This window comes from Bacillus sp. Leaf49, assembly GCF_001426125.1.
Taxonomy (GTDB): Bacteria; Bacillota; Bacilli; order Bacillales; family Bacillaceae; genus Bacillus; species Bacillus altitudinis.
The window spans coordinates 143,183-166,224 of the sequence record NZ_LMRK01000023.1 but is presented as its reverse complement, the minus strand read 5'-3'; the positions used below and the strand labels follow the sequence as shown (position 1 = coordinate 166,224).

At 40.9% G+C, this 23,042-nt stretch carries 26 protein-coding genes; 19 read left to right on the top strand and 7 right to left on the bottom strand.

The features are described 5' to 3' along the window. Positions 1–73: 73 nt before the first annotated feature. The 8 genes from ASG46_RS16940 (at position 74) to ASG46_RS16905 (ending at position 8,120) form a co-directional block, all read left to right on the top strand. A complete protein-coding gene (locus ASG46_RS16940; protein ID WP_024423017.1) occupies positions 74–712 on the top strand; it encodes a helix-turn-helix transcriptional regulator in 639 nt (212 codons plus the stop codon). A gap of 25 nt (positions 713–737) precedes the next feature. After that, positions 738–1,559: a pyruvate, water dikinase regulatory protein gene (locus ASG46_RS16935; protein WP_008342399.1), complete on the top strand. Its 822-nt coding sequence runs from the start codon at positions 738–740 to the stop codon at positions 1,557–1,559. Between the two features lie 261 nt (positions 1,560–1,820). Beyond that, positions 1,821–2,321, top strand: coding sequence for a YaiI/YqxD family protein (locus tag ASG46_RS16930; protein ID WP_008342395.1), 501 nt, complete (start codon positions 1,821–1,823; stop codon positions 2,319–2,321). A gap of 33 nt (positions 2,322–2,354) precedes the next feature. Then, entirely contained in the window at positions 2,355–4,184 is a 1,830-nt protein-coding gene (gene dnaG / locus ASG46_RS16925) for a DNA primase (RefSeq protein WP_045034384.1), read from the top strand. A gap of 202 nt (positions 4,185–4,386) precedes the next feature. Further along, the gene (gene rpoD, locus ASG46_RS16920; protein ID WP_008342392.1) at positions 4,387–5,508 is read left to right on the top strand and encodes an RNA polymerase sigma factor RpoD; all 1,122 of its coding nucleotides are present in this window, start codon (positions 4,387–4,389) and stop codon (positions 5,506–5,508) included. A gap of 301 nt (positions 5,509–5,809) precedes the next feature. Next, a complete protein-coding gene (cccA, locus tag ASG46_RS16915; RefSeq protein WP_008342390.1) occupies positions 5,810–6,169 on the top strand; it encodes a cytochrome c550 in 360 nt (119 codons plus the stop codon). Between the two features lie 120 nt (positions 6,170–6,289). Continuing rightward, the gene (locus ASG46_RS16910) at positions 6,290–7,006 is read left to right on the top strand and encodes a tRNA (adenine(22)-N(1))-methyltransferase (protein WP_056705273.1); all 717 of its coding nucleotides are present in this window, start codon (positions 6,290–6,292) and stop codon (positions 7,004–7,006) included. Continuing rightward, positions 6,999–8,120, top strand: a complete 1,122-nt coding sequence (locus ASG46_RS16905) for a Nif3-like dinuclear metal center hexameric protein (RefSeq protein ID WP_048001530.1) — start codon at positions 6,999–7,001, stop codon at positions 8,118–8,120. The genes ASG46_RS16910 and ASG46_RS16905 overlap by 8 nt, the downstream gene beginning before the upstream one ends. A 36-nt stretch (positions 8,121–8,156) precedes the next feature. On the opposite strand, the gene ASG46_RS16900 is transcribed toward ASG46_RS16905, so the two are convergent. Next, positions 8,157–9,101 carry a 4-hydroxy-3-methylbut-2-enyl diphosphate reductase gene (locus ASG46_RS16900; RefSeq protein ID WP_056705272.1) on the bottom strand — a complete coding sequence of 315 codons (945 nt, stop codon included), beginning with the start codon at positions 9,099–9,101 and terminating at the stop codon, positions 8,157–8,159. Between the two features lie 156 nt (positions 9,102–9,257). After that, complete coding sequence (gene vrrA / locus ASG46_RS16895) at positions 9,258–9,980, bottom strand: VrrA/YqfQ family protein (RefSeq protein WP_056705271.1); 723 nt, start codon at positions 9,978–9,980, stop codon at positions 9,258–9,260. Between the two features lie 155 nt (positions 9,981–10,135). On the opposite strand from vrrA, the gene ASG46_RS16890 reads away from it, so the two are divergent. Both ASG46_RS16890 and ASG46_RS16885 read left to right on the top strand, forming a co-directional pair. Continuing rightward, entirely contained in the window at positions 10,136–11,455 is a 1,320-nt protein-coding gene (locus tag ASG46_RS16890; protein WP_024718822.1) for a DEAD/DEAH box helicase, read from the top strand. A gap of 9 nt (positions 11,456–11,464) precedes the next feature. Beyond that, on the top strand, positions 11,465–12,358 hold the full coding sequence (locus ASG46_RS16885; RefSeq protein ID WP_056705270.1) for a deoxyribonuclease IV: 894 nt from the start codon (positions 11,465–11,467) through the stop codon (positions 12,356–12,358). Positions 12,359–12,407: 49 nt separating this feature from the next. Here the strand turns inward: ASG46_RS16885 and ASG46_RS16880 are convergent, their stop codons facing one another. Further along, on the bottom strand, positions 12,408–12,662 hold the full coding sequence (locus ASG46_RS16880; RefSeq protein ID WP_008342377.1) for a DUF2624 domain-containing protein: 255 nt from the start codon (positions 12,660–12,662) through the stop codon (positions 12,408–12,410). A gap of 140 nt (positions 12,663–12,802) precedes the next feature. On the opposite strand from ASG46_RS16880, the gene ASG46_RS16875 reads away from it, so the two are divergent. The 5 genes from ASG46_RS16875 to ASG46_RS16855 all read left to right on the top strand — a co-directional run bounded on the left by ASG46_RS16875 (position 12,803) and on the right by ASG46_RS16855 (position 16,921). Then, complete coding sequence (locus tag ASG46_RS16875) at positions 12,803–13,684, top strand: YitT family protein (RefSeq protein ID WP_007501276.1); 882 nt, start codon at positions 12,803–12,805, stop codon at positions 13,682–13,684. 136 nt (positions 13,685–13,820) lie between these two features. Then, positions 13,821–14,597, top strand: coding sequence for a metal ABC transporter ATP-binding protein (locus ASG46_RS16870; RefSeq protein ID WP_008342368.1), 777 nt, complete (start codon positions 13,821–13,823; stop codon positions 14,595–14,597). Further along, positions 14,597–15,457: a metal ABC transporter permease gene (locus ASG46_RS16865; protein WP_007501274.1), complete on the top strand. Its 861-nt coding sequence runs from the start codon at positions 14,597–14,599 to the stop codon at positions 15,455–15,457. Before ASG46_RS16870 ends, ASG46_RS16865 begins: the two co-directional genes overlap by 1 nt. Next, positions 15,435–15,863: a Fur family transcriptional regulator gene (locus ASG46_RS16860; RefSeq protein WP_003217433.1), complete on the top strand. Its 429-nt coding sequence runs from the start codon at positions 15,435–15,437 to the stop codon at positions 15,861–15,863. Before ASG46_RS16865 ends, ASG46_RS16860 begins: the two co-directional genes overlap by 23 nt. A gap of 140 nt (positions 15,864–16,003) precedes the next feature. After that, on the top strand, positions 16,004–16,921 hold the full coding sequence (locus ASG46_RS16855; RefSeq protein WP_045034380.1) for an ROK family protein: 918 nt from the start codon (positions 16,004–16,006) through the stop codon (positions 16,919–16,921). A gap of 228 nt (positions 16,922–17,149) precedes the next feature. Here the strand turns inward: ASG46_RS16855 and ASG46_RS16850 are convergent, their stop codons facing one another. Beyond that, positions 17,150–17,728 (bottom strand): 5' nucleotidase, NT5C type, encoded by a 579-nt coding sequence (locus tag ASG46_RS16850; RefSeq protein ID WP_008342361.1) that lies wholly within the window; start codon positions 17,726–17,728, stop codon positions 17,150–17,152. Positions 17,729–17,867: 139 nt separating this feature from the next. On the opposite strand from ASG46_RS16850, the gene ASG46_RS16845 reads away from it, so the two are divergent. Continuing rightward, positions 17,868–18,230, top strand: coding sequence for a DUF308 domain-containing protein (locus ASG46_RS16845; protein WP_008342359.1), 363 nt, complete (start codon positions 17,868–17,870; stop codon positions 18,228–18,230). Positions 18,231–18,278: 48 nt separating this feature from the next. On the opposite strand, the gene ispG is transcribed toward ASG46_RS16845, so the two are convergent. Both ispG and ASG46_RS16835 read right to left on the bottom strand, forming a co-directional pair. Further along, the gene (gene ispG / locus ASG46_RS16840) at positions 18,279–19,394 is read right to left on the bottom strand and encodes a flavodoxin-dependent (E)-4-hydroxy-3-methylbut-2-enyl-diphosphate synthase (RefSeq protein ID WP_008342357.1); all 1,116 of its coding nucleotides are present in this window, start codon (positions 19,392–19,394) and stop codon (positions 18,279–18,281) included. Between the two features lie 106 nt (positions 19,395–19,500). Then, the gene (locus ASG46_RS16835; RefSeq protein ID WP_041506945.1) at positions 19,501–19,803 is read right to left on the bottom strand and encodes a hypothetical protein; all 303 of its coding nucleotides are present in this window, start codon (positions 19,801–19,803) and stop codon (positions 19,501–19,503) included. 190 nt (positions 19,804–19,993) lie between these two features. Here ASG46_RS16835 and ASG46_RS16830 point away from each other — a divergent pair, with 190 nt between their 5' ends. Continuing rightward, a complete protein-coding gene (locus tag ASG46_RS16830; RefSeq protein ID WP_045034379.1) occupies positions 19,994–20,539 on the top strand; it encodes a GNAT family N-acetyltransferase in 546 nt (181 codons plus the stop codon). A gap of 225 nt (positions 20,540–20,764) precedes the next feature. Here the strand turns inward: ASG46_RS16830 and ASG46_RS16825 are convergent, their stop codons facing one another. Then, positions 20,765–21,517 carry a DUF1189 domain-containing protein gene (locus tag ASG46_RS16825; protein ID WP_008342352.1) on the bottom strand — a complete coding sequence of 251 codons (753 nt, stop codon included), beginning with the start codon at positions 21,515–21,517 and terminating at the stop codon, positions 20,765–20,767. Positions 21,518–21,660: 143 nt separating this feature from the next. Here ASG46_RS16825 and ASG46_RS16820 point away from each other — a divergent pair, with 143 nt between their 5' ends. Further along, positions 21,661–22,146, top strand: a complete 486-nt coding sequence (locus ASG46_RS16820; RefSeq protein WP_007501265.1) for a DUF456 domain-containing protein — start codon at positions 21,661–21,663, stop codon at positions 22,144–22,146. Positions 22,147–22,329: 183 nt separating this feature from the next. Next, positions 22,330–22,938 carry a superoxide dismutase SodA gene (gene sodA, locus ASG46_RS16815; RefSeq protein ID WP_007501264.1) on the top strand — a complete coding sequence of 203 codons (609 nt, stop codon included), beginning with the start codon at positions 22,330–22,332 and terminating at the stop codon, positions 22,936–22,938. The last annotated feature ends 104 nt before the right edge of the window (positions 22,939–23,042 follow it).

Below are 23,042 nucleotides of genomic sequence, written 5' to 3'. Positions count from 1 at the left end.
GATGCGCTATAATATGATGAGTTATGAAATTGATATACATAAAGTAAGGATTCGCTCTCTCTATTTAAAGGTGGTGAGTACAATCGAGTTAAATAAACGGCAAGAGCAGATTTTACAGATTGTCAAAGAGAATGGTCCGATCACTGGAGAGCATATCGCCGATCGGCTGAACTTAACAAGGGCTACCCTCAGGCCGGATTTAGCCATTTTAACGATGTCTGGCTTTTTAGAAGCAAGACCAAGGGTCGGCTACTTTTTTACAGGCAAAACAGGCACGCAGCTTCTGGCAGATAAGCTGAAAAAACTTCAAGTGAAAGATTTTCAGTCCATTCCGGTCGTGATACACGAGAATGTTTCGGTTTATGATGCGATTTGTACGATGTTTTTAGAGGATGTGGGCACATTATTCGTTGTGGACGATCACTCTATTTTAACAGGCGTGTTATCAAGAAAAGACCTCCTTCGAGCAAGTATTGGGAAACAAGAGCTTCCATCTATACCTGTCCATATTATTATGACAAGAATGCCGAACATTACCGTTTGCCGCAAAGAAGATTTTATTATGGATGTGGCCAAGCACTTGATTGAAAAGCAAATAGATGCACTTCCTGTTATAAAAGATACGGATAAAGGCTTTGAAGTGGTCGGCAGAATTACGAAAACAAACATGACGAAAATACTTGTTAGCTTATCAGAGAACGAAATTATCTAATTACAGAAGACTGCGAGGGGATGTTATGAGTAATCGCGTAATTTTTGTTGTATCAGATTCAGTAGGAGAAACGGCAGAGCTCGTGGTCAAAGCGGCACTTAGCCAATTTGATGGCGGCTCATCCGACCATTCAAATATTAGAAGAATCCCATATGTAGAGGATGTCGGTACGATTAAAGAAGTGATTTCATTGGCGAAAGCAGATAATGGGATCGTTTGCTTTACTCTTGTTGTGCCAGAAATGCGCCAATTCTTAATAGAAGAAGCAGAAGCGAATGGCGTCGTGTACTATGACATTATCGGTCCACTTATTGATAAAATGGAGACGGCATATGGAAATGAAGCGAAACATGAGCCAGGTCGTGTACGTCAATTAGATGAGGACTATTTTAAAAAGGTAGAAGCCATTGAATTCGCTGTGAAATATGATGATGGCCGGGACCCAAGAGGTATTCTAAAGGCTGATATTGTGCTGATTGGTGTATCGCGTACGTCTAAGACACCACTTTCTCAATACTTAGCACATAAACGCTTGAAGGTAGCAAACGTTCCGATTGTTCCTGAAGTTGATCCGCCAGAGGAGTTATTCTCAGTTGATCCCAAAAAATGCATCGGCCTGAAAATTAGTCCAGATAAACTAAATCATATCCGTAAAGAACGTTTAAAATCACTCGGTTTAAATGACCGTGCCATTTATGCGAATATCGAGCGGATTAAAGAGGAACTAGAATATTTTGAAAAAGTGGTTGACCGCATTAACTGTCAAGTTGTTGATGTATCGAATAAAGCAGTTGAGGAGACAGCAAATGTCATTCATCAAATGCTGACCAAAAGAGGTTCCGAATAAACTCAGGATGCTCCTCCTGGGTTTTTCCTATGGTGGGAAACGGGTAAACAAAAACAATGGCATATTTGCTGCATTTGTATTATAATAAAAAATTGTGATAAAATGATTGATTTTAGGTTTAAGTTAAGTCAAGAACGAATAAACTAATATTGGCAGAAGTCAAGTGATTCTGAACATAACTTTTCGACAAAATGAGTTTTACTGTTGATTGCTTTATGGGGGAAAAGTATGGTCTTTTTGCTTCTCTAAAGCAGGAATAAGGTGGAGGGATGGAGAATTAGTCACCTGAATGAACGTAAAAAAGAAAGGACGATTTATGTCGATGCAGATGCTTGTCCTGTAAAAGACGAAATCCTTTCTGTCGCATCTCAATTTCAAGTACCTGTGACTTTCATTGCTTCATATGAGCATTTTCAAACCAAACGATCACCACTTGAAGATTGGCGGTTTGTTGATACACATAAGGAAGCAGCAGATTTAGTCATTGCGAACTTAGCTGTCAAGCACGATATTGTTGTCACCCAGGATATTGGTCTGGCCTCCTTACTGCTTCCAAGACAAGTCATTGTTCTGTCTGAAAGAGGACGAATGTACACAAACGAAACAATTGATTTTGATTTGGAACGCAGGCATGTTTCCAGTAAACAGCGAAGAAAAGGTGTATACGGAAAAGGTCCCAAAAAGCTTTTAGAAGAGGATAAAAAGCGATTTATTGCCCAACTACAAAAAATCCTGTCGAATCATGAAGGATTTTTAAATTAAAAGGCGAATAATGTACGACGGAGTGTTATTAGGATGAGCAAACGTATACCAGATGAACTTTTGGAGCAAATCCAAAAAAACGCAGACATTGTCGAAGTGATTGGAGAATACGTACAGCTTAGAAAACAAGGTCGGAATTACTTCGGTCTTTGTCCATTCCATGGTGAAAATACTCCTTCATTCTCTGTTTCAGCAGATAAGCAAATCTTCCATTGTTTTGGCTGTGGTGCAGGAGGCAATGTATTTTCGTTCCTCAGACAAATGGAAGGCTACTCATTTATTGAAGCCGTTTCACATGTTGCTGATAAGTACCATATTGATTTGCCGGATCATGTAGCGAATGCGCAGATCAGTTCCTCACAGCAAGAGGATACAGCAGATCATAAAATGATTGAGGCGCATGAGCTTCTTAAGAAATTTTACCACCATTTGCTGGTAAATACAAAGGAAGGTCAAAACGCACTCGATTATTTAAGGTCCAGGGGCTTTACGGATGAAACAATTGCCAAGTTTGAGATCGGGTATGCTCTCGACTCGTGGGATTTCGTGACCAAGTTTTTAGAAAAACGAGGGTTTGATCCTGCGATGATGGAGAAGGCTGGTCTTTTGATTCAACGAGAAAACGGCACAGGTTTTTTTGACCGCTTTAGAGATCGTGTCATGTTTCCAATTCATGATCATCACGGGACGGTCGTCGCTTTTTCTGGAAGATCACTTGGTGATCAGCAGCCAAAGTATATGAATAGTCCTGAAACGCCACTTTTTCATAAAAGTAAGCTGCTTTATCACTTTCATGACGCGCGTATGCATATTAGAAAACGCGAACGTGCAGTCCTTTTCGAAGGATTTGCTGACGTCATCTCGGCTGTCACAAGTGGTGTTGGCGAAAGTGTTGCAACAATGGGTACGTCTTTAACAGAAGAGCACGTAAAGCTTCTTAGGCGGAACGTTGAAGAGATCATTTTATGTTATGACTCTGACACGGCCGGGTATGAAGCGACCATGAAAGCATCAGATTTGCTTGGAAAAAGAGGATGTAAAGTTCGCGTTGCCATGATACCAGATGGACTTGATCCAGATGATTACATTCGTAAATATGGCGGCGAGAAATTTAGGAATGACATCATAGATGCAAGTGTGACATTAATGACATTTAAGATGAATTTTTTCCGAAGAGGAAAGAATTTGTCTGACGAAGGAGACCGCCTGACTTACATGAAGCAGGTTCTCCGAGAAATTAGCCGATTAAACGGTTCCTTGGAACAAGAGATTTACATGAAGCAGCTGGCTGGGGAGTTCTCCATTTCACTTGACTCATTAAAGGAGCAATTGGAGCTTTTTGAAAAGCAGCAGAGACAAGAGACCAAGAGCTCGCAAGAAGAAAATGGACTTGAAAAGCGGCGTGCACATCTGTCAACACAGGTAAGACGAAAACGTCTAAGGCCGGCATATGAAAACGCAGAGCGAATGCTCCTTGCACATATGTTGAAAAATGATGACGTGATCCGAAAAGTGCTTGATAGGATAGGGTTTGAATTTAATATAGATTCGCACAGAGCGCTGGCAACATACATTTATGCATTGTATGAAGAAGGCAAGGAGCCGACCCCGCAGCATCTGATGAACCGTATAGAAGATGATGTGATTAATCAGCTCCTGACGGATATATTCATGATTCAAGTTGGAGACGAACTAAGTGAAGCTGAATTAAGTGATTATGTAAAAAAAGTGTTGAATCATCGGAATTTGTCAATGATAAAGGAAAAAGAACTAGAACGTGCAGAGGCGGAGAGGCAAAAAGATTTCTTCAAAGCGGCAACACTTGCAAAAGAAATTATTCAGTTGAACCGTTCGCTGAAGTAATACGTCTACTATTTATGACAAGACTTACGGCTGGCAATGAATCCTTTAATGGGAGGAGCATAAGCCGCAAGCATCTTGCCTTCATCATTATTTATTTTATTCCTATTTGCTCATTCTGTTTGATAGAGAGAGAAAGGCAGAGCAGAAGCAAATCGCAAGTTACTTTAGAATTCGTTGCAAGCTTTGGAAGGAGGGATCCATAATGGCTGATAAACAAGCCCACGAAACTGAAACTGAATTAACCTTTGAACAGGTGAGAGATAAGCTCACTGAAACGGGTAAAAAACGGGGCGTTTTAACATACGAAGAAATTGCAGAGCGTATGTCTAGCTTTGAAATTGAATCAGACCAGATGGATGAATACTATGAATACTTAGGCGAACAGGGTGTAGAACTCATCAGTGAAAATGAAGAGACTGAAGACCCAAATGTTCAGCAGCTGGCTAAGGCAGAAGAGGAATTTGACCTGAATGATTTAAGCGTACCACCAGGTGTCAAAATTAATGATCCTGTTCGTATGTACTTAAAAGAGATCGGGCGCGTCAATTTGCTATCTGCTAAAGAAGAGATTACGTATGCTCAAAAGATTGAAGAAGGCGATGAGGAATCAAAAAGAAGATTAGCGGAAGCGAACCTTCGTCTCGTTGTCAGCATTGCGAAACGTTATGTTGGTCGTGGTATGCTGTTCCTTGACTTGATTCAAGAAGGAAACATGGGGCTCATGAAGGCGGTTGAGAAGTTTGATTACCGCAAAGGATACAAATTCTCAACATATGCGACTTGGTGGATTAGACAGGCGATCACACGTGCGATTGCCGATCAGGCAAGAACAATCCGGATCCCGGTTCATATGGTGGAAACCATTAATAAATTAATCCGTGTTCAAAGACAGCTTCTACAAGATCTAGGTAGAGAACCAACGCCAGAAGAAATTGCGGAAGACATGGATTTAACACCAGAGAAAGTAAGAGAAATTCTTAAAATTGCGCAAGAGCCAGTATCTTTAGAAACACCTATTGGTGAGGAAGATGACTCGCATCTTGGTGATTTTATCGAAGACCAAGAGGCGACTTCTCCATCAGACCATGCTGCCTATGAGCTCTTAAAAGAGCAGCTTGAAGATGTATTAGATACGCTAACGGACCGTGAAGAAAATGTGCTGAGACTGCGTTTCGGACTAGATGACGGAAGAACACGCACATTAGAAGAGGTAGGAAAGGTGTTTGGCGTAACAAGAGAGCGTATTCGCCAAATTGAAGCGAAAGCTCTTCGTAAATTAAGACACCCAAGCAGAAGTAAACGATTAAAAGACTTCTTAGAATAGAAACCGGACGGATCTTGAGAGAGATCCGTTCTTTCTTCATCAAAATGAAAACGCTTTTTTGATCTGATTATATTTTACTGAATAACAAATGAATTTGCAACGTTCTTAGAGAAAAGATGTATAAAAAATACATCTAAATGTGCTGAAGGCTTCTTTTCTCATTTTGAATCATTTTTGTCTAATCTGTGAACTTGACCAAAGTTTTGTATCATAATTCGTTTACTTTTTGTAAAATTAAAGTAGAATTAGAATTGTTTGCATAGTCTCAAAGGGGTTTTTCACAAAGGGGAGGATGAAAGAAATGAAACGGAATCCACTTATACCATTCCTATTGATTGCCATTTTAGGTATTGGACTCACTTTTTTCTTATCAATGAAGGGGTTGAAAGATGAAGACAAAATTGCCTCTGGGGGCAAAGAGCAAAAGCAAGAAGAGACCGCAAATGCGACGCCGGAAGAATTGTATAAGCAGAACTGTATTAGCTGTCATGGGGAAAACTACGAAGGTGGCGCTGGTCCTGCATTAAAAGGTGTTGGCGACAAGCTTGAAGTGGCAGACATCAAGAAGAAAATTCAAGAGGGCGGAAATGGGATGCCGGGCGGGCTAATTCCGAATGAAAAGCTCGATGAAATGTCAGAATGGGTATCCAAAATTAAATAATAAAGCGCAAAAAGCTCTTTTTCATCAGAAGAGCTTTTTTCATTTGAAAACGACTTTTAAAAAGTCCATAATTTATATAAGATAGACAAGTATGAACATTAAAGAAAAGTAGTGATATGGATGAATGAAATGAATTTGTCAAAACGATTAAAAAGAGTCGCAGACTTTTTACCAAAAGAGGCGGTCTTTGCTGATATTGGCTCAGATCATGCCTATTTGCCATGTTATGCGATATTACATCATAAAGCATTGAAAGCCATTGCTGGTGAAATTACTGATGGACCGCTTCAATCTGCGAAGCAGCAAGTACATAGGCTTGAATTAGATGAGCAGATTTCAGTCAGAAAAGGCAATGGCCTTGAAGTGATTGAAAAAGGCGAGGTGAATGCTGTCACGATTGCAGGAATGGGCGGGGCACTCATTGCAAGCATTCTAAATGAAGGTAAACACAAGCTCACAGGGCAGGAGCGGCTTATTCTTCAGCCTAATATTCATGCCCACCATATTCGTTTATGGCTCTATCAAGAGGGGTATGAACTGTTGGATGAAGTGATTTTAGAAGAGGATGGTAAGATATACGAAATCATCATTGCCGAAACAGGAGACAAAGATAAAGCTTATGAAGGCATGTCGATTGAAACAGGCATGCTCGTTGGTCCGTTTCTTGCCAAAGAGCAAAATGATGTCTTCCGGCGCAAATGGATGAATGAGCTTCAGCACATGGAGCATATAGAAGGCCAGATTCAACAAGCAGCGCAGACGGAAGAGAACAAAGAACGTCTCAAAGAGCTGAATGCGAAAATAAAAATTCTAAAGGAGGTTTTGATTGTTGGCTAAAACAGTGAACGGGCATGAAATCATCCAATTATTTGAGCAATTCTCACCAAAGGCATATGCAGTGGAAGGTGATAAAATTGGGCTCCAGATTGGAACGCTCAATAAAAAAGTGACCAATGTCATGATCACCTTAGATGTATTAGAAAATGTGGTAGATGAGGCAATTGAGCGGAAGGTGGATCTCATTATTGCCCACCATCCGCCAATTTTCCGTCCATTAAAACATGTGGCGACAGATCAGCCGGCAGGACGGATCATTGAGAAATGCATCAAACATGATATTGCGGTGTATGTAGCACATACAAACCTGGATGTGGCTGATGGAGGAGTCAATGACTTGCTTGCAGAGGCTTTAGAGCTCGGGGAAACAAAAGTGCTAGTTCCAACATACGAAGATCCAATTAAGCAGCTAGCCTTGTATGTTCCAGTGGAATTTGAAGAGGCCATCAGGACGGCTTTAGGAAATGCGGGAGCTGGCCATATTGGCAACTACAGTCATTGCGCTTTTTCAAATGAAGGGACAGGCAGTTTTCTGCCATCAGAAGAAGCTGTGCCATTTATTGGTGAGACGGGTAAATTGGAATTTGTGAAAGAAGTACGAATCGAAACCATTTTCCCAGCAAGTATTGAAAAACAAGTGATTCGTGAAATGATCAAAGCACACCCTTATGAAGAAGTGGCTTACAGTGTACACACGACAGATCTTCCTCCTATTCAAAAAGGCCTTGGCCGTATTGGAGAATTAAAAGAACCTATGACACTTAAAGACTTCACTCAATTTGTGAAAACGAAGTTAGATGTGAATGGAGCGCGTTTTGTAGGAGATCAGGAAGCGGTCGTGAAAAAAGTAGCTGTGCTTGGAGGAGACGGAAATAAATATATCCATCAAGCGAAAAGAATGGGGGCAGATGTGTACGTGACTGGCGACCTTTATTTCCATGTCGCTCACGATGCCATGATGCTCGGACTGAATGTAGTGGACCCGGGTCATTACGCAGAAAAGATCATGAAAGAAGGCGTGAAGACAAAACTAGAATCGCTATGTACAGATAAAAAATATGATGTGCAGTTCTTTGTATCAGAATCAAACACAAACCCGTTTCAATTTGTGTAAGCAAAAACGTCAGAGCATAGCAGCTCTGACGTTTTTTTATTTCTTTGTTTTCACGCGAGGTAATATCTTAGAAAGAGGAACCGTCCGTTCAATTTTCCATGTCGATTCATCATCAGGTTCGTAGTTTTCTAAGAAACGAATGACTTCTTTTGTAATAGGTGTTGGTGTGGAAGCACCTGCAGTAACGGCAACTGTTTTTACCCCTTGGAGCCATTCAAGCTTTAACTCACTGAGATCACCAATTCGGTAAGCCTGCGTTCCTGCAATCTCCATTGACACTTGCGCCAGACGATTTGAGTTATTGCTTTTTGGATCGCCGACCACAATGGTCAGATCGGCTTGGCCTGCTTGCTGTGACACAGCTTCCTGACGTACCTGTGTCGCAAGGCAGATTTCTTGATGGTACTCGACGTGAGGATATTTTTCTTTAATGAGCTCCATCAGATCATGAACATCCCACTGAGACATTGTCGTCTGATTGGTGATGAGCAGTTTATCCGACGTTAAATTGAGCGCTTTAATATCAGCTTCTGTTTCGACAAGGTGCACTTTGTCAGGTGCAACACCGACGGCTCCTTCTGGCTCAGGGTGACCCTTTTTCCCGATATAAATAATGTCATATCCATCAGCTGTTTTTTCTGAAATGAGTTCATGTGTTTTCGTGACATCTGGACAGGTCGCATCAATGGCGACAAGGCCCTTTTCTTCTGCAATTTGACGGACTTCAGGAGATACGCCGTGAGCGGTGAAAATCACTGTGCCACTTTCAACCTGTTTTAAAATATCCAGACGGTTTGGTCCGTCCAGTGTGTAAATTCCATCTTCTTCGAAGGCATCTGTGACATGTTTGTTGTGCACAATCATACCTAATATATAAATTGGGCGTGGCAAGTTTTTATCAAGTGCGGCATTTTTAGCAATGACCATTGCATCTACAACGCCATAGCAATAGCCACGCGGCGAAATTTTAATTACATTCATTTATTCGTCCTCCTGTAGGGAAGTGCTGCTAGAGAAGAACAATATAAAAAGCCGTGAAAAACGGCTTTTGATCATTCTCTTCCTTCATTATAGCCAAAGTAAGCGCATATATCAAAGATTGTTATACATGGGAAACACTTCGCCTTTAAAAGATCACTAGACATATAGTTTCGGAATGGAACTACCCGATCTTTTTTTCGGTTTTGCTTCAGGAGCAGCTGATGTGTGTACAGTGGTTTTTTTGACAAGGATGTCCTCTGGTTCTGCTTCTTTTCCTTCTTCTATTTCATCATCAACCGGTGCTGTTTGTTCGTGCGGAACGTCTGTTTCTGCAGTGATTTCTTTTGGTTCTTCGTCTGCATCATTCGTATTTGTTTCATCATCATCCGCACTGCCAAGCTGGCTATAGAGTTTAATCATGGCAGGCAAATTTCTGACTAAAGGACCGTATTGCTGAATCATAGGCGTGAATTGCTGCGCCATTCCGAGTACTTTTTGAACATTTCCTAACATGCTTGAAAGGTTCGCAGGGTTTGCGAAGCTCTGGATTCCTTGTAATCCCGAACCACCTCCAGCTCCAGAGATCCCTGCTCCTCCAGCTCCAGGAAGAAATTTTGCCAGCATGCCCTTAATTCCGGCTCCGCCGCCTAGTGCACGGCTTTCGCCTCCAGGAATGCCACCCATCCCGCGTAGACCGCCGCCTTGTACAGACGGAGAGCGAGGCATCATTTGTTGAAATTGGTTGCCTTGCCCTTGAAAAGGCTGTTCGATCGGAGCCTGCTGTCTCCGTTGAAAAATCCCGGGCTGTCCGCCATTTCCAAGGTGCCGGCGTGAGGGGCGATGCGGCTGAAAATCGCCCATAGGCCTTTGCCCTAACATACTTGTACCTCCCTTACTGCATTCTCTTTCTCTTCATAGGTTATGCAGGGAAGTATCATTTGGTTTCCTGTGAGAAAAGCGGACATGGTTTTTTTGCGGAAAATCAGCTATAATGAGGAGATGAGCAAAAAGGCATTGCCTTAAGGAGTGAAAACATGAAAGAAACGAAATTTACGACATATGAATTAAAGTCTTTTATTATAGATGCTATTCATGAACTGGGCTTTTATGAGCCGACTGATATTCAAAAAAGAATCATACCTGCTGTTTTAAAAGGTGAAAGCGTGATTGGACAGTCTCAAACAGGAACAGGGAAAACCCATGCGTATTTATTGCCGCTTATTCATTCAATTGATCCAAGCAAAGAGCAAGTACAAGTGGTCATTACTGCACCAACACGAGAATTAGCGAATCAAATTTTTAAAGAAGCACAAACGATCTTAAAAAATACGCCTCCAGAAGAAGAAATCAAGGCAAAGCTTTACATTGGCGGAACGGACAAGCAGAAATCCATTCAAAAGCTAAAGAATCAGCCGCACTTAGTGGTCGGCACTCCTGGACGTATTGCTGATCTTATTCATGAGCAAGCGCTGAATGTGTACAAAGCAACATCTCTTGTCATTGATGAAGCAGACCTGATGCTGGATATGGGCTTTTTAGAAGATGTGGATCGTATTGGTTCACAAATGCCAGAACAGTTGCAAATGCTCGTGTTCTCAGCAACTATTCCAGAAAAATTAAAACCTTTCCTCAAAAAATATATGGATAATCCGAAATATGCACATGTTGAACCGAAACGCATTACGGCTGAAAACATTCAGCATATTTTAGTTCCATCTAAACAACGTGATAAATTAAAATTACTTCATGAAATGGTGACGAATGTACAGCCTTATTTAGGGATCATCTTTGCCAATACGAAATCAACTGTTGATGAAATTGCCTCATTCCTACAGGAAAAAGGAATGAAAATTGGGGTACTTCATGGTGGTTTAACGCCTCGTGAACGTAAAAAAGTGATGAAACAAATTGAAGATTTGGAGTTCACCTATATTGTGGCATCTGATCTTGCTGCCCGCGGGATTGATATTAAGGGCGTCAGCCACGTGATCAACTATGAACTCCCATCCGATCTTGATTTCTATGTTCACCGTGTGGGAAGAACGGCTCGCGCTGGTTCATCTGGCATTGCAATGACCATTTATGATCTCGCTGATGAGGATGCACTCGTTCAAATTGAAAAAATGGGTGTTGTGTTTGAAAACAAAACGATTGTTCATGGCGAATGGCGAGATGCAGATGATCGTTTGAAGCGTCAAAGACGTAAAAAAGCACCAAATGAAATTGAAGAAAAAGCAAAACGTCTTGTCAGAAAACCGAAAGCCGTCAAACCTGGATATAAAAAGAAAATGACACGTGAGATGGATAAGATCAAAAGACAAGAACGTAGAAAGTCAAAGCGTAACGGAAAGTAGGGGGACACATTGTTGAAGATTGGATCACATGTATCCATGAGCGGAAAACATATGCTACTTGCAGCGAGTGAGGAAGCTGCCTCTTATGGTTCAAATACTTTTATGATTTATACAGGTGCACCGCAAAATACGCGCCGTAAAAAAATTGAAGATCTTAATATTGAAGCTGGACAAGCGCATATGAAAGAGCATGGTATGACAGATATCGTCGTTCATGCACCGTATATTATCAATATTGGGAACACAGTGAATCCAGCGACATTTGAGCTTGGAGTGGACTTCCTTCGCTCTGAGATAGAGCGTACAGAAGCGCTAGGTGCAAGACAAATTGTTCTTCATCCGGGTGCGCATGTTGGAGCAGGTGCAGATGCTGGAATTCAAAAAATCATTGAAGGTCTCAATGAAGTCATTGTGAAGGGGCAGGAGGTTCAAATTGCGCTGGAAACAATGGCGGGAAAAGGATCAGAGTGCGGAAGAAGCTTTGAAGAGCTTGCCCAAATTATTGACGGTGTGACACATAACGAAGCACTTTCTGTTTGCTTTGATACGTGTCACACGCACGATGCAGGTTATCCCATTGTGAGTGATTTTGATGGAGTGTTAGAAGAATTTGATCGAATTCTCGGGATCGACCGAATCAAAGTTCTTCATATTAATGATAGTAAAAATGTACAAGGCGCAAGAAAAGACCGACATGAAAATATCGGTTTTGGAGAAATTGGTTTTGATGCCCTGAGCTATATCGTTCATCATCCACAGCTTCAAGATGTGCCGAAGATTCTAGAAACGCCTTATGTAGGTGAAGATAAAAAGAACAAGAAACCACCTTACAAATTTGAAATTAAGATGCTGAAAGAAAAGCAATTTGATGAAGGTTTACTAGATAAGATTACGAGTCAATAAAAAGTGCATGCAATGTGATGAGGTGCCGCTAAATGCGGCCCTTTTTTGCCTAATTTGTGAATTGATTAAACAGATCATTGACGGTCTGTGCTGTCTGTTTAGACGTAATCGCTTCCACTTGCTTAAGCAGCCGGTTGCGCTCTGCATCATTAAAAATATTGACGTTTTTCCCATTCATGAGTTTGGCGACCTCTGCAGCCTGATTGGATGTTAAGCTGACCCCATACTGTTTTGCATACCTTAACAAGTCATTTGCTGTGATCTGATTCAGACGCTGCAACACAATTTTTTGAATTAAAATCAATTCCATTCCTCCCCTCTGTATCAATGTATGGGCGAAAACGGAAAATGTGCAAAAAATTTTATTTTACTCTGTGAAATGATAAAATAGTAAAGTGAATAAAATGTTCATTGAAAACTAAACATGTGTAGAAGGGAGAACGTATGGCAAATAGTAAACAGCATAAAAAGGAATCAGTGCCTCATTTTATTTTGAGAATTTTTCTGATTCTAGTAGGAGCTGCATGTGCAGCAGTCAGCATTGAATTATTTTTAGTGCCAAACAATATTATTGATGGAGGCATCATCGGTATTTCGCTTATTTTGGATTATCTTTTTACGGATAACCCATTCATTAATTTTGCGACGATTGTTGTCATTTTAAATATTCCATTTATGATATCAGGATACAAACATATTGGGAAAACCTTCTTGATTTCCACTGTGATTGGGATAGTCAGCTTGGCCGTGATTGAATCTTCACTCCATCATGTAGAAGCATTTACGACGCAGCCGATTTTAGCTACTGTATTTGGAGGGCTGTTACTCGGGTTTGGCGTTGGGCTTGTGATACGGAATGGAGGCTCAATGGACGGAACGGAAATCTTAGGAATTCTTCTGACGAAAAAAATTCCTTTCTCCGTCGGTGAGTTTGTCATGATCGTCAATGTGTTCATTTTTATTTGGGCGGGCTTTGTCTTCGGACCGGAGCAAGCTATGTATTCTGTCATGACATATTATTTGGCAATGAAAACAATTGATGCTGTTATTCAAGGGCTTGATGAAACAAAAGCGGTCATTATCGTTTCGGATTATTATGATGAAATTTCAGATGCGATCCTTCATCGTCTCGGCAGGGGAACCACCAAGCTTAGAGGAAAAGGCGGTTATACCGATGAAGAAAAAGATGTCATTTACGCCGTCGTGACAAGACTTGAAATTACGAAGCTGAAATCTATCGTGTTTGAAATTGATGGTCAAGCCTTTATTACGATTATGGATACGCATGAAACAAAAGGCGGTAAATTCAAAACAGCCATTCATTAGCTTTTATTTTACTTTTTTATCTTTCTTTTATATAATGAAATGTATGTATGGACAAAGAAAATGGCTTTTGCCATTTTCTTTTTGTTGTATAAATCGTAATCATTCTTTTTATATTGGATTAAAGGTGGAAAGATTTATGGCAAAGCCAATTATTGAAATGAAGGACATTTCGTATTCATATGGACAGCGAAATGTCATCGATCACATTCATTTAACAGTAGAGGAAGGAAACTTTCTAGCACTTGTTGGACCGAATGGATCTGGTAAAACAACCTTATTAAAATGCCTGCTTGGCTTGATTAAACCCCAGCAGGGAGAATTGAAGCTGTTTGGCACACCTGCTCAAAAATTTAAAGACTGGGATCAAATTGGATTTGTTTCTCAAAAGGCGAATAGCTTTAATACAGGGTTTCCTGCTTCTGTATACGAGGTCGTGGCAAGTGGTTTAACGGCGAAGATTGGTTTATTCAAACGCATGAGTAAGCAGGATAAGCTTCAAGTAGATGAGGCCATCCGCTCAGTTGGTATACAAGACTTAAAACATCAAAACATTGGTGAGCTTTCAGGCGGTCAGCAGCAGCGTACATTTATTGCCCGTGCACTCGTCAGTCAGCCGAAGCTGCTTATTTTAGATGAGCCGACTGTGGGTGTAGACCAAAGAACAGTAGAGGGCTTTTATCAGCTGTTAGAAACATTGAACAAAGAAAAAGGAATGTCTTTAATTCTCGTTACACATGATGTAGGAACCGTTTCTGACAAAGTCACGCATGTGGCTTGTTTAAATCAGACACTTCATTTTCATGGAGATGCGGAAACGTTTGATTCGATGGATGATCAGGCGCTTTCTCAGTTTTACGGGCATGACATTCAAGTGATTCATCACGATCATCACCATCATGGGGGACATGAATAATGCTATTTCCATTTTTTCATTATGAATTTTTACAAAATGCGTTTATCGCAGGTATGTTGATCGGCTTTATTGCGCCCTTACTTGGTGTATTTATTGTCGTGAGAAGGCTCTCTCTCATCGCAGATGCGCTTAGTCACGTGTCACTTGCTGGGATAGCGGCAAGTTTATTCCTTGATAAAAAGTTTGGACTTTTGACAGGGGTTAGCCCGCTTTACTTAGGAATGGCTTTTTCTGTAGCTGGCTCATTGTTTATTGAACGTCTGCGCTCTGTGTATAAACATTATCAGGAGCTGGCGATTCCCATTATTTTATCAGGTGGTATTGGGATCTCTGTTATTTTCATTTCACTTGCAAATGGTTTTAATACAGATTTGTTCAGTTATTTGTTCGGAAGTGTCAGTGCGGTTTCAAGACTCGATCTCTGGATTATTGTTGGGATCTCACTTGTCGTTGTATTAGTGGTTGTGCTCTTGTATAAAGAATTGTTTTTGCTTTCTTTTGATGAAGAACATGCGAAGGCTTCTGGTATTTCAGCTAAGTGGATTCATTTTATTTTTATTTTAGTCGTTGCACTTGTCATCGCAGCATCGATGCGTATTGTCGGTACACTCCTAGTGTCCGCACTCATGACACTGCCTGTTGCGGCAAGTATTCGGATTGCCAAAGGATTTAAACAGGCGATTTTCCTTTCCATCTTATTTGGGGAATTGTCTGTTATGGTCGGCTTGATTTTAAGTTATTATCTTGATTTAGCGCCGGGTGGAACCATTGTGATGTTGTCTATCTTGATTTTAATCGGGTGTATTAGTATTGGGAAATTCAGAAGGGGGAATCATCATGAACGTACAAGAAGCGCTTGATTTATTAAAGGAAAAAGGCTATAAATATACAAGCAAACGTGAAGATATGCTTCAATTGTTTTCTGATTCTGATAAATACTTGACCGCTAAAAATGTATTAACAGCATTAAGTGAAGATTACCCAGGGCTTAGTTTTGATACGATTTATCGAAACCTGTCTTTATATGAAGATCTTGGGATATTAGAGACAACGGAATTATCAGGGGAGAAACTGTTCCGTTTTAAATGTTCGTTTTCCCACCATCATCATCACTTTATTTGTTTGACGTGTGGTAAAACAAAGGAAATTGACGCTTGCCCTATGGACAAGCTTGATGCTGATCTAGAGGATTATCACATTAGCGGACATAAATTTGAAATTTACGGAACGTGTCCTTCTTGCGAACCGAAAGAAGTTCATTCATGAAAGAAGCCAGCCGATGGGCTGGCTTTTTGTTTTGTGATCTTGAAAACGTTTTACAAAGGATAGCTGTTTCATTAAAATGAGAACAATAGATCATCTATTGAAACATCATTGAGTCTTTTGAAATAGGGGAGTGGTCAAAGGTGGCATATTATGTTGTTTTCGATGTAGGCGGAACAAAAACAAAGCATGGGGTCATGGATCGAAATGGTGAGCTGATCACGAGCGGCGACTACGTAACAAACTGCCGACAACTTGAGCCGTTTTTAGAGGACATGGAGAACGTGGTGAAAGAGTATCAAAGGACTTGGGATATCAAAGGGATTGCGATGAGTCTTCCGGGTTTTGTTGACAGTCAAACGGGTTATACGGAATTTGCAGGAGCGATTATTGCTTTAAATGGCCAAAATGTCAAAACGCTTTTGGAAGAAAAAACATCACTTCGTGTAGAAGTAGAAAATGATGCGAACTGTGCAGCGCTGGCTGAAAAATTTAGTGGTCATGCGAAAGAGTGTGACAGCTTTATATGTATGACGCTTGGGACTGGTGTCGGCGGCGGTATTTTTGCTGGTGGCGAGCTTGTTCGCGGTGCCTCTTTTCGCGGCGGTGAATTTGGCATGATGCTGACAGAAACAGAAAATGGTCAGTTTACCACACTCAACAGCAGTGCTTCGACAGCTGGATTGATACGAAGTTACAAAGAGCAGCAGGGCATTCCACAAAGTCAGCAAATCGACGGTCAAGAAATCTTTGAAAAAGCCAAGCAAGATCCGGCCATTGAGAAGATGATCGATCAGTGGTACAAACGAATCGCAATTGGTATTTACAATGTGGCAACAGTTCTCAATCCAGAGAAAATCCTCATTGGCGGGGGCGTGAGTGCAAGGCCCGATTTGATTCCAAACATTGAGAAACATTTACATACTTTGCATGCATGGAAAAACATACAGGTGACACTGGAAACGTGCTATTACTTCAATCAGGCAGGTATGATGGGTGCACTTTATCATTTTTTAATAAAAGAAGGACATCATCGTAAAATCCAAAAGCCGATACATTAAACGGATCGGGTCTCAGCGTGTAGACAAACCCTCGCATTCGGTGTCAGTCCTGCGTGCCGGTGCTCACGAATGTCAAATTCGCTCCGCGCCGGTACTCGTCCTTCCTAGGGCTGCAAAGGTTTTCTATCACGCTGAAAAGAAGACAAAAGGCTAAAATCAAGTTCATTTTAGCCCTTTGTCAACAATCTGAAGCCGATACATTAAAAACGTATCGGCTTTTGATCTGTTTTAGTAAGCAGTTTGCAGACGCTTTTCATACTGTTTGATCCATTGGGATGCTTCTTGCCAGTTATTAACGCGAATGATCCGTTCATCAATTGGCATTTGATTATACGGTGAGTTAAACAGAATCACTGGAATGTCAGCTTCTTTAGCAATCATTGTGGCATTGCCATGGTGATCTTCAAAAAACACATCGATCTTATGTTTTTGAACAGCTTCCACCTTATGATGTCCGCCAACAAGCTCGATATCGTCGTAATGGACATGATTCTCCTCAAACCATTTGTAGGTGATGTCTGAGTGATGCTGCCTTCTGGCTGTGATATAAATCAATTGATGATGATGTTTCATTTGATTGAGGATTTCTTTTGCACCCTCGGCAGGCTTTGCCTGTTTATAAATAAGAGGCTCATACTCATTCATCCAGCCCCAAAATTCTTCATTTGAAATCTTTAAAAGCTTCGTCAAATCATATTCCGTCATATCATCTAGTGTGATGTCACATTGAAACGACTCATTTAAGTAGGGGACAAAGGTGTCCTGTGCCGTGACTGTGCCATCGATATCAATTCCTAAACGTAACATGCCCACACTCCTCATATTTATCCTCTTAAAGTGTAACATAATCAATTCACAATTCCAGCAAGTTTTAGCAAACATGAAACAGACATTTTTGCTCATACTAAAAAAGCTCCTTTCTATTAACCAAAAGGGGGAATTGATCATGGAAAGAGACGAAGATTTCAGAAGGAATGATCGTGAAATCGACACACACTTTAGTAATGATGATGGCTATTTAGAGGAAACAGCTGCTGAAATAGCAGAGCCATATCAAGCATCAAGAGATCGTGAAGACAGAAGAGAACGTGACCATGTAGGTGACGATTCAGGCAGTAAGGGGATAGGCTATACAGCACTCGCGATTGCGATTATCTCATTATTTGTCTTGCCGGTGCTATTAGGCGTAGCGGCAATCGTCGTTGGTTATATTGCAAGAAGAAAAGGAGCACATGCGCTTGGCGCGTGGTCAATCGGGATCGGAATCGTTTCCGTCATCCTCGGCATCTTTATCACCCCGTTCTTTTAACAGGACAGGAACAGAAAAACGCCTGACAGTGATGTCAGGCGTTCTTTGTTATGCGTTCGCTTGTTTTGCTTTTTCAGCTTCCATTTTTGCATAATGTTCTTCAGCGATTTTATCGATTTCTTTTTTCAGTTCTTCGACCATTGTTTCTTCTGGCACTTTCCGAACGATTTCACCTTTGCGGAATAAGAGGCCTTCACCTCTAGCGCCAGCGATGCCGATATCAGCTTCACGCGCTTCACCCGGACCGTTTACAGCACATCCGAGAACAGCTACTTTAATCGGTGCTTTAATTTTAGAAATATATTCTTCGACTTCATTTGCAATGCTAATGAGGTCAATTTCAATTCGTCCACAAGTTGGACATGAAATGAGTGTTGCTGCATTAGATGCAAGGCCAAATGATTTTAATAATTCACGTGCCACTTTGACCTCTTCGACCGGGTCAGCACTTAATGAAATACGGAGTGTGTTACCAATCCCCATATTCAAGATTGCGCCAAGACCAGCTGCACTTTTGACCGTACCTGCAAATAACGTACCTGATTCTGTAATCCCAAGATGAAGAGGATAATCAAAGGCTTTTGCTGCTTTTTCGTATGCCTCAATCGCAAGGTTTACATCAGATGCTTTCATACTGACAATGATGTCATGAAAATCTAGGTCTTCTAAAATTTTAATGTGATGCAGTGCACTTTCAACCATACCATCTGCTGTTGGATAGCCGTATTTATCAAGAATCTTTTTCTCGAGCGAACCGGCGTTTACCCCAATACGAATTGGAATGCCTTTTTCTTTTGCCGCTTTCACAACAGCTTCGACTTTTTCTCGTCTTCCGATGTTTCCTGGGTTGATACGAATTTTGTCTGCACCTGCTTCAATGGCTTTCAGTGCAAGCTTGTAGTCAAAATGAATGTCGACAACAAGGGGGATGTTGATTTGTTTTTTAATGTCCGCAATCGCATTTGCTGCACGCTCATCTGGGCATGCGACACGCACGATTTGACAGCCAGCTTCTTCTAAACGTTTAATTTCGGCTACTGTCGCTTCGACATCATGTGTTTTGGTTGTCGCCATACTTTGAATGACGACTTCATTGTTTCCACCTATAGTTAAAGGTCCCACTTTGACGGGACGCGTTTTTGTACGATGTGTGACTTCACTCACTTGTCAATCGCTCCTTAGTGTACATGCAATTCATTTGCAGTGTACGACGTGTTTTACATCTCATATTGTAACAGTCTCTTTGTATGAATGACAAGGAATTAACGTTTTATCTCTTATAGACCGGAAACTTGTATGTGCTGCCTGCCCGAATTTCGTTCGCTTTGACGCCTTGATTCAGTGCTTCAAAGTCTTCGATCACTTCATCTAATGGCTTACTTGTATGCACGATAGAGACGACGGTTTGTCCTTGTTTAACAGTGACAGTTTTATATGCCTGTTTTTCAGCTGTTTGAAAGGCGCTGGCGGGAACAGCAGGGCCTTCCTGAACGGAGATCGTTCCATTTTTTAAATCAAAAAAGATAATAAAGAGGACAAACAAACTGACTAGTAAAAAAATAATTCGCCGCATTTTACTCACCGCTTTTAAGAGTTTACTTCAGATTATGCATGTCCCTGAGTTGATAGAACAAAAAAGAGTGAAAAAGCTAGGAAGGGTGGTTCTAGTGAGTTCTAGTATGACTTGTAAGTGAAAAAAGTTTGGAAAAAGCAATCCTAAGCCCTTTCTTTATTATGATAAAATCAAAACAGGGGGAGAGTATATGAAGAAAATCAGTCAGCATATATATGTAAGAACACTAACAGAAAGTGATGCAGAAGCACTATTAACACTTGAACGAGAAAACCGCACTTATTTTCAGCAATTTACACCTTTGGTTCAGGATGATTTTTTTACTGTACCTCGTCAAAAGGAACGGATTAACCGCAGTATGCAAAGGCGTGCAAAAGATGAAGCCTATATGCACGGTATTTTCTTAAATGAAACAGATGCATTAATTGGAACGATCTCACTCAATTCTGTTGAAAGAGGACCGATTCAAGGGGCTTTGCTTGGATATGTACTTGATGAAAAGCAAGGCGGGAAGGGGTATATGACAGAGGCGATTCGTTTGATTATCGATTATGCCTTTTATGAACTGTACCTTCACCGCATTGAGGCTGGCGTAAAACCATCTAACATTGGTTCCATTCGTGTGCTTGAGAAGACAGGGTTTGAAAATGAGGGACTTCATCGTAAAAAAGTAAAGATCAATGATAAGTGGGAAGATCACTATTTGTTTGCGATCATCCATCCAGATGAGTCATAGGGTCAAAACAAATAAAAAAGCTCCCCAAAATGAGGGAGCTTACAGCGTGTAGACAAACCCTCTCCTGCGCTTCGGTGCTCACGAATGTCAAATTCGCTCCGCGCCGATGCTCGTCCTTCCTAGACTGCAAAGGTTTTCTATCACGCTGAAAAGAAGACAAGGGCTAAAATCAACAACATTTTAGCCCTTTGTCAACAATCTGAAAGCTCCTCAAAATGAGGGAGCTTATTTTTTTGCAGGTATTTCTTTAACGACAAGATATAAGAAAATAAAGTTAATCACCCAATTTAATAAAAATGAGTTCGCAACCGGCGTGTTTAATGCACTCATGATGGCGAAAAAGACGGTTGTTAATGTGAGTGAATAGGCAGAGAGCTTCCAAAGCATTTGAAAGGACAGCTCTTTTTGCTGCATTCGTTTAATAAATGTGCCAAGCATGGCTAGGAATGTTGCGCTGATGAACATGAGAGCAGCAGTAGATAGGTACAGCAGGACACAAATGACAGGGATAATGATCGCTTGATTCTGGTTTGTGACGCTGGCAAGTTCATCTTTTGTGAGTGTTCCGCCAAGCAGCTGGTATGGAATATCTGTCATTTGTCCGTCAATGGCAATCACTGCTTTTTCTTTCAATAACGCAATGGCTGTTTGTTTTGATTCAAGCTCACTTGATTTTATTTTTTCATTGGGATCAAAGATAATCGTGATGCCATTTTCTTCTTTTTCGATCGGCGTGCTTTGATCCGCTTGAAGCGTTCCTTTTTCAATGGAAAAGTCGGGTAAATCTTTTTTAATCACATGTTGAAATCCTGACATCGCATTTGAAATCTCTTGGCTCATATGATAGCCCTGGGGGACAGCTGCGATGATCGAAAGGATAAAGATGAATAAAATGGCCTTTCCAATCCCAGTAAAACGAGCTCTGGCAATATCTTTTGGTGAATAAATTCCTTTTAACAATAAACTAAATACGTTCAACCGATTCACTTCCTACATTCTTTTCTATTTCTCACATTGTATCAATGTCTATCCATCCAGTACAAGTACGGCCTTCATTACTGGTTAAGATAGAAGGAATGAGGCATAATGTATACAGCATATAAAAAGGAGGCGGCAGCGGATTGGACGTGCTGTATTGGATTTTGATCGGCTGTGCATTTATCATTGCGTTTGTGGGACTTGTCTATCCAATCATTCCTAGTGTGGTTTTCATGGTTCTTGGGTTTATTTTATATGGGCTCTTTTTTAGCTTTGAGAAATTGACGCTCACCTTTTGGCTCATTCAAGCCATGTTTACAGCTGTGTTATTTGCTGCGGATTATGTCTCCAATCTGATTGGGGTGAAACGCTTTGGCGGCAGCCGGGCGGCCATTTGGGGAAGTACCATTGGGCTTTTAGCCGGTCCTTTTGTGATTCCGATTGCTGGAATTATCATTGGTCCATTTATCGGCAGTGTCATCGCAGAGCTGCTCGTTCATCAAAAAGATCTGAAGACAAGTGTGAAAGTTGGGCTTGGCTCATTAATTGGTTTTGTGTCAGGCGTATTTGCAAAAGGGTTGATTCAAGCACTGATGCTGGGAATCTTTTTGTTTTATGTGCTTCGCTAAATGGAAAATCGGTGTTTAAAACTCTTTCTGAAGGGTTAAATACAAAATAAACACTGAAATGTTTCAGATCATGAGCAATAACGTTGAAACAAGCCGTTTCTTTTGATACTCTTTGATTAGGGTGAATTGCTTGCTTACTAAGGAAGCATTTCAGTACATACATTTCTAAGGAGGAATTTAACCATGGCTTTTAAACTTCCAGAATTACCATATGCTTACGATGCATTAGAACCACATATCGACAAGGAAACAATGACGATTCACCACACAAAACACCACAACACTTATGTAACAAACTTAAACAAAGCAATCGAAGGTGTATCAGCTCTTGAAGATCAATCAATTGAAGAGCTAGTGGCTAACTTGAACTCTGTGCCTGAAAACATTCGTACAGCTGTACGTAACAATGGCGGAGGACATGCGAACCACTCATTATTCTGGACGCTTCTTTCACCAAACGGTGGCGGCGCACCAACTGGTGAACTTGCAGATGCGATCGAAAAAGAATTAGGCGGATTTGAAAAATTCAAATCTGATTTCGCTGCAGCAGCTGCAGGACGCTTTGGTTCTGGTTGGGCATGGCTTGTTGTGAACAATGGCAAACTTGAAATCACAAGCACACCAAACCAAGATTCTCCTTTAACTGAAGGAAAAACACCAATCCTAGGACTAGACGTTTGGGAGCATGCTTACTACCTAAACTACCAAAACCGTCGTCCTGATTACATTTCAGCATTCTGGAATGTTGTGAACTGGGATGAAGTGGCTCGCCTTTACAGCGAAGCTAAATAAATGATTTGATTTGAAAAGACCTGCTTCTCTCTGAGAGCGGGTCTTTTTATATTTTCCCTCCTTTTTTTACATATCTGCCTTTTGATGAGACAGACTATTGTGTA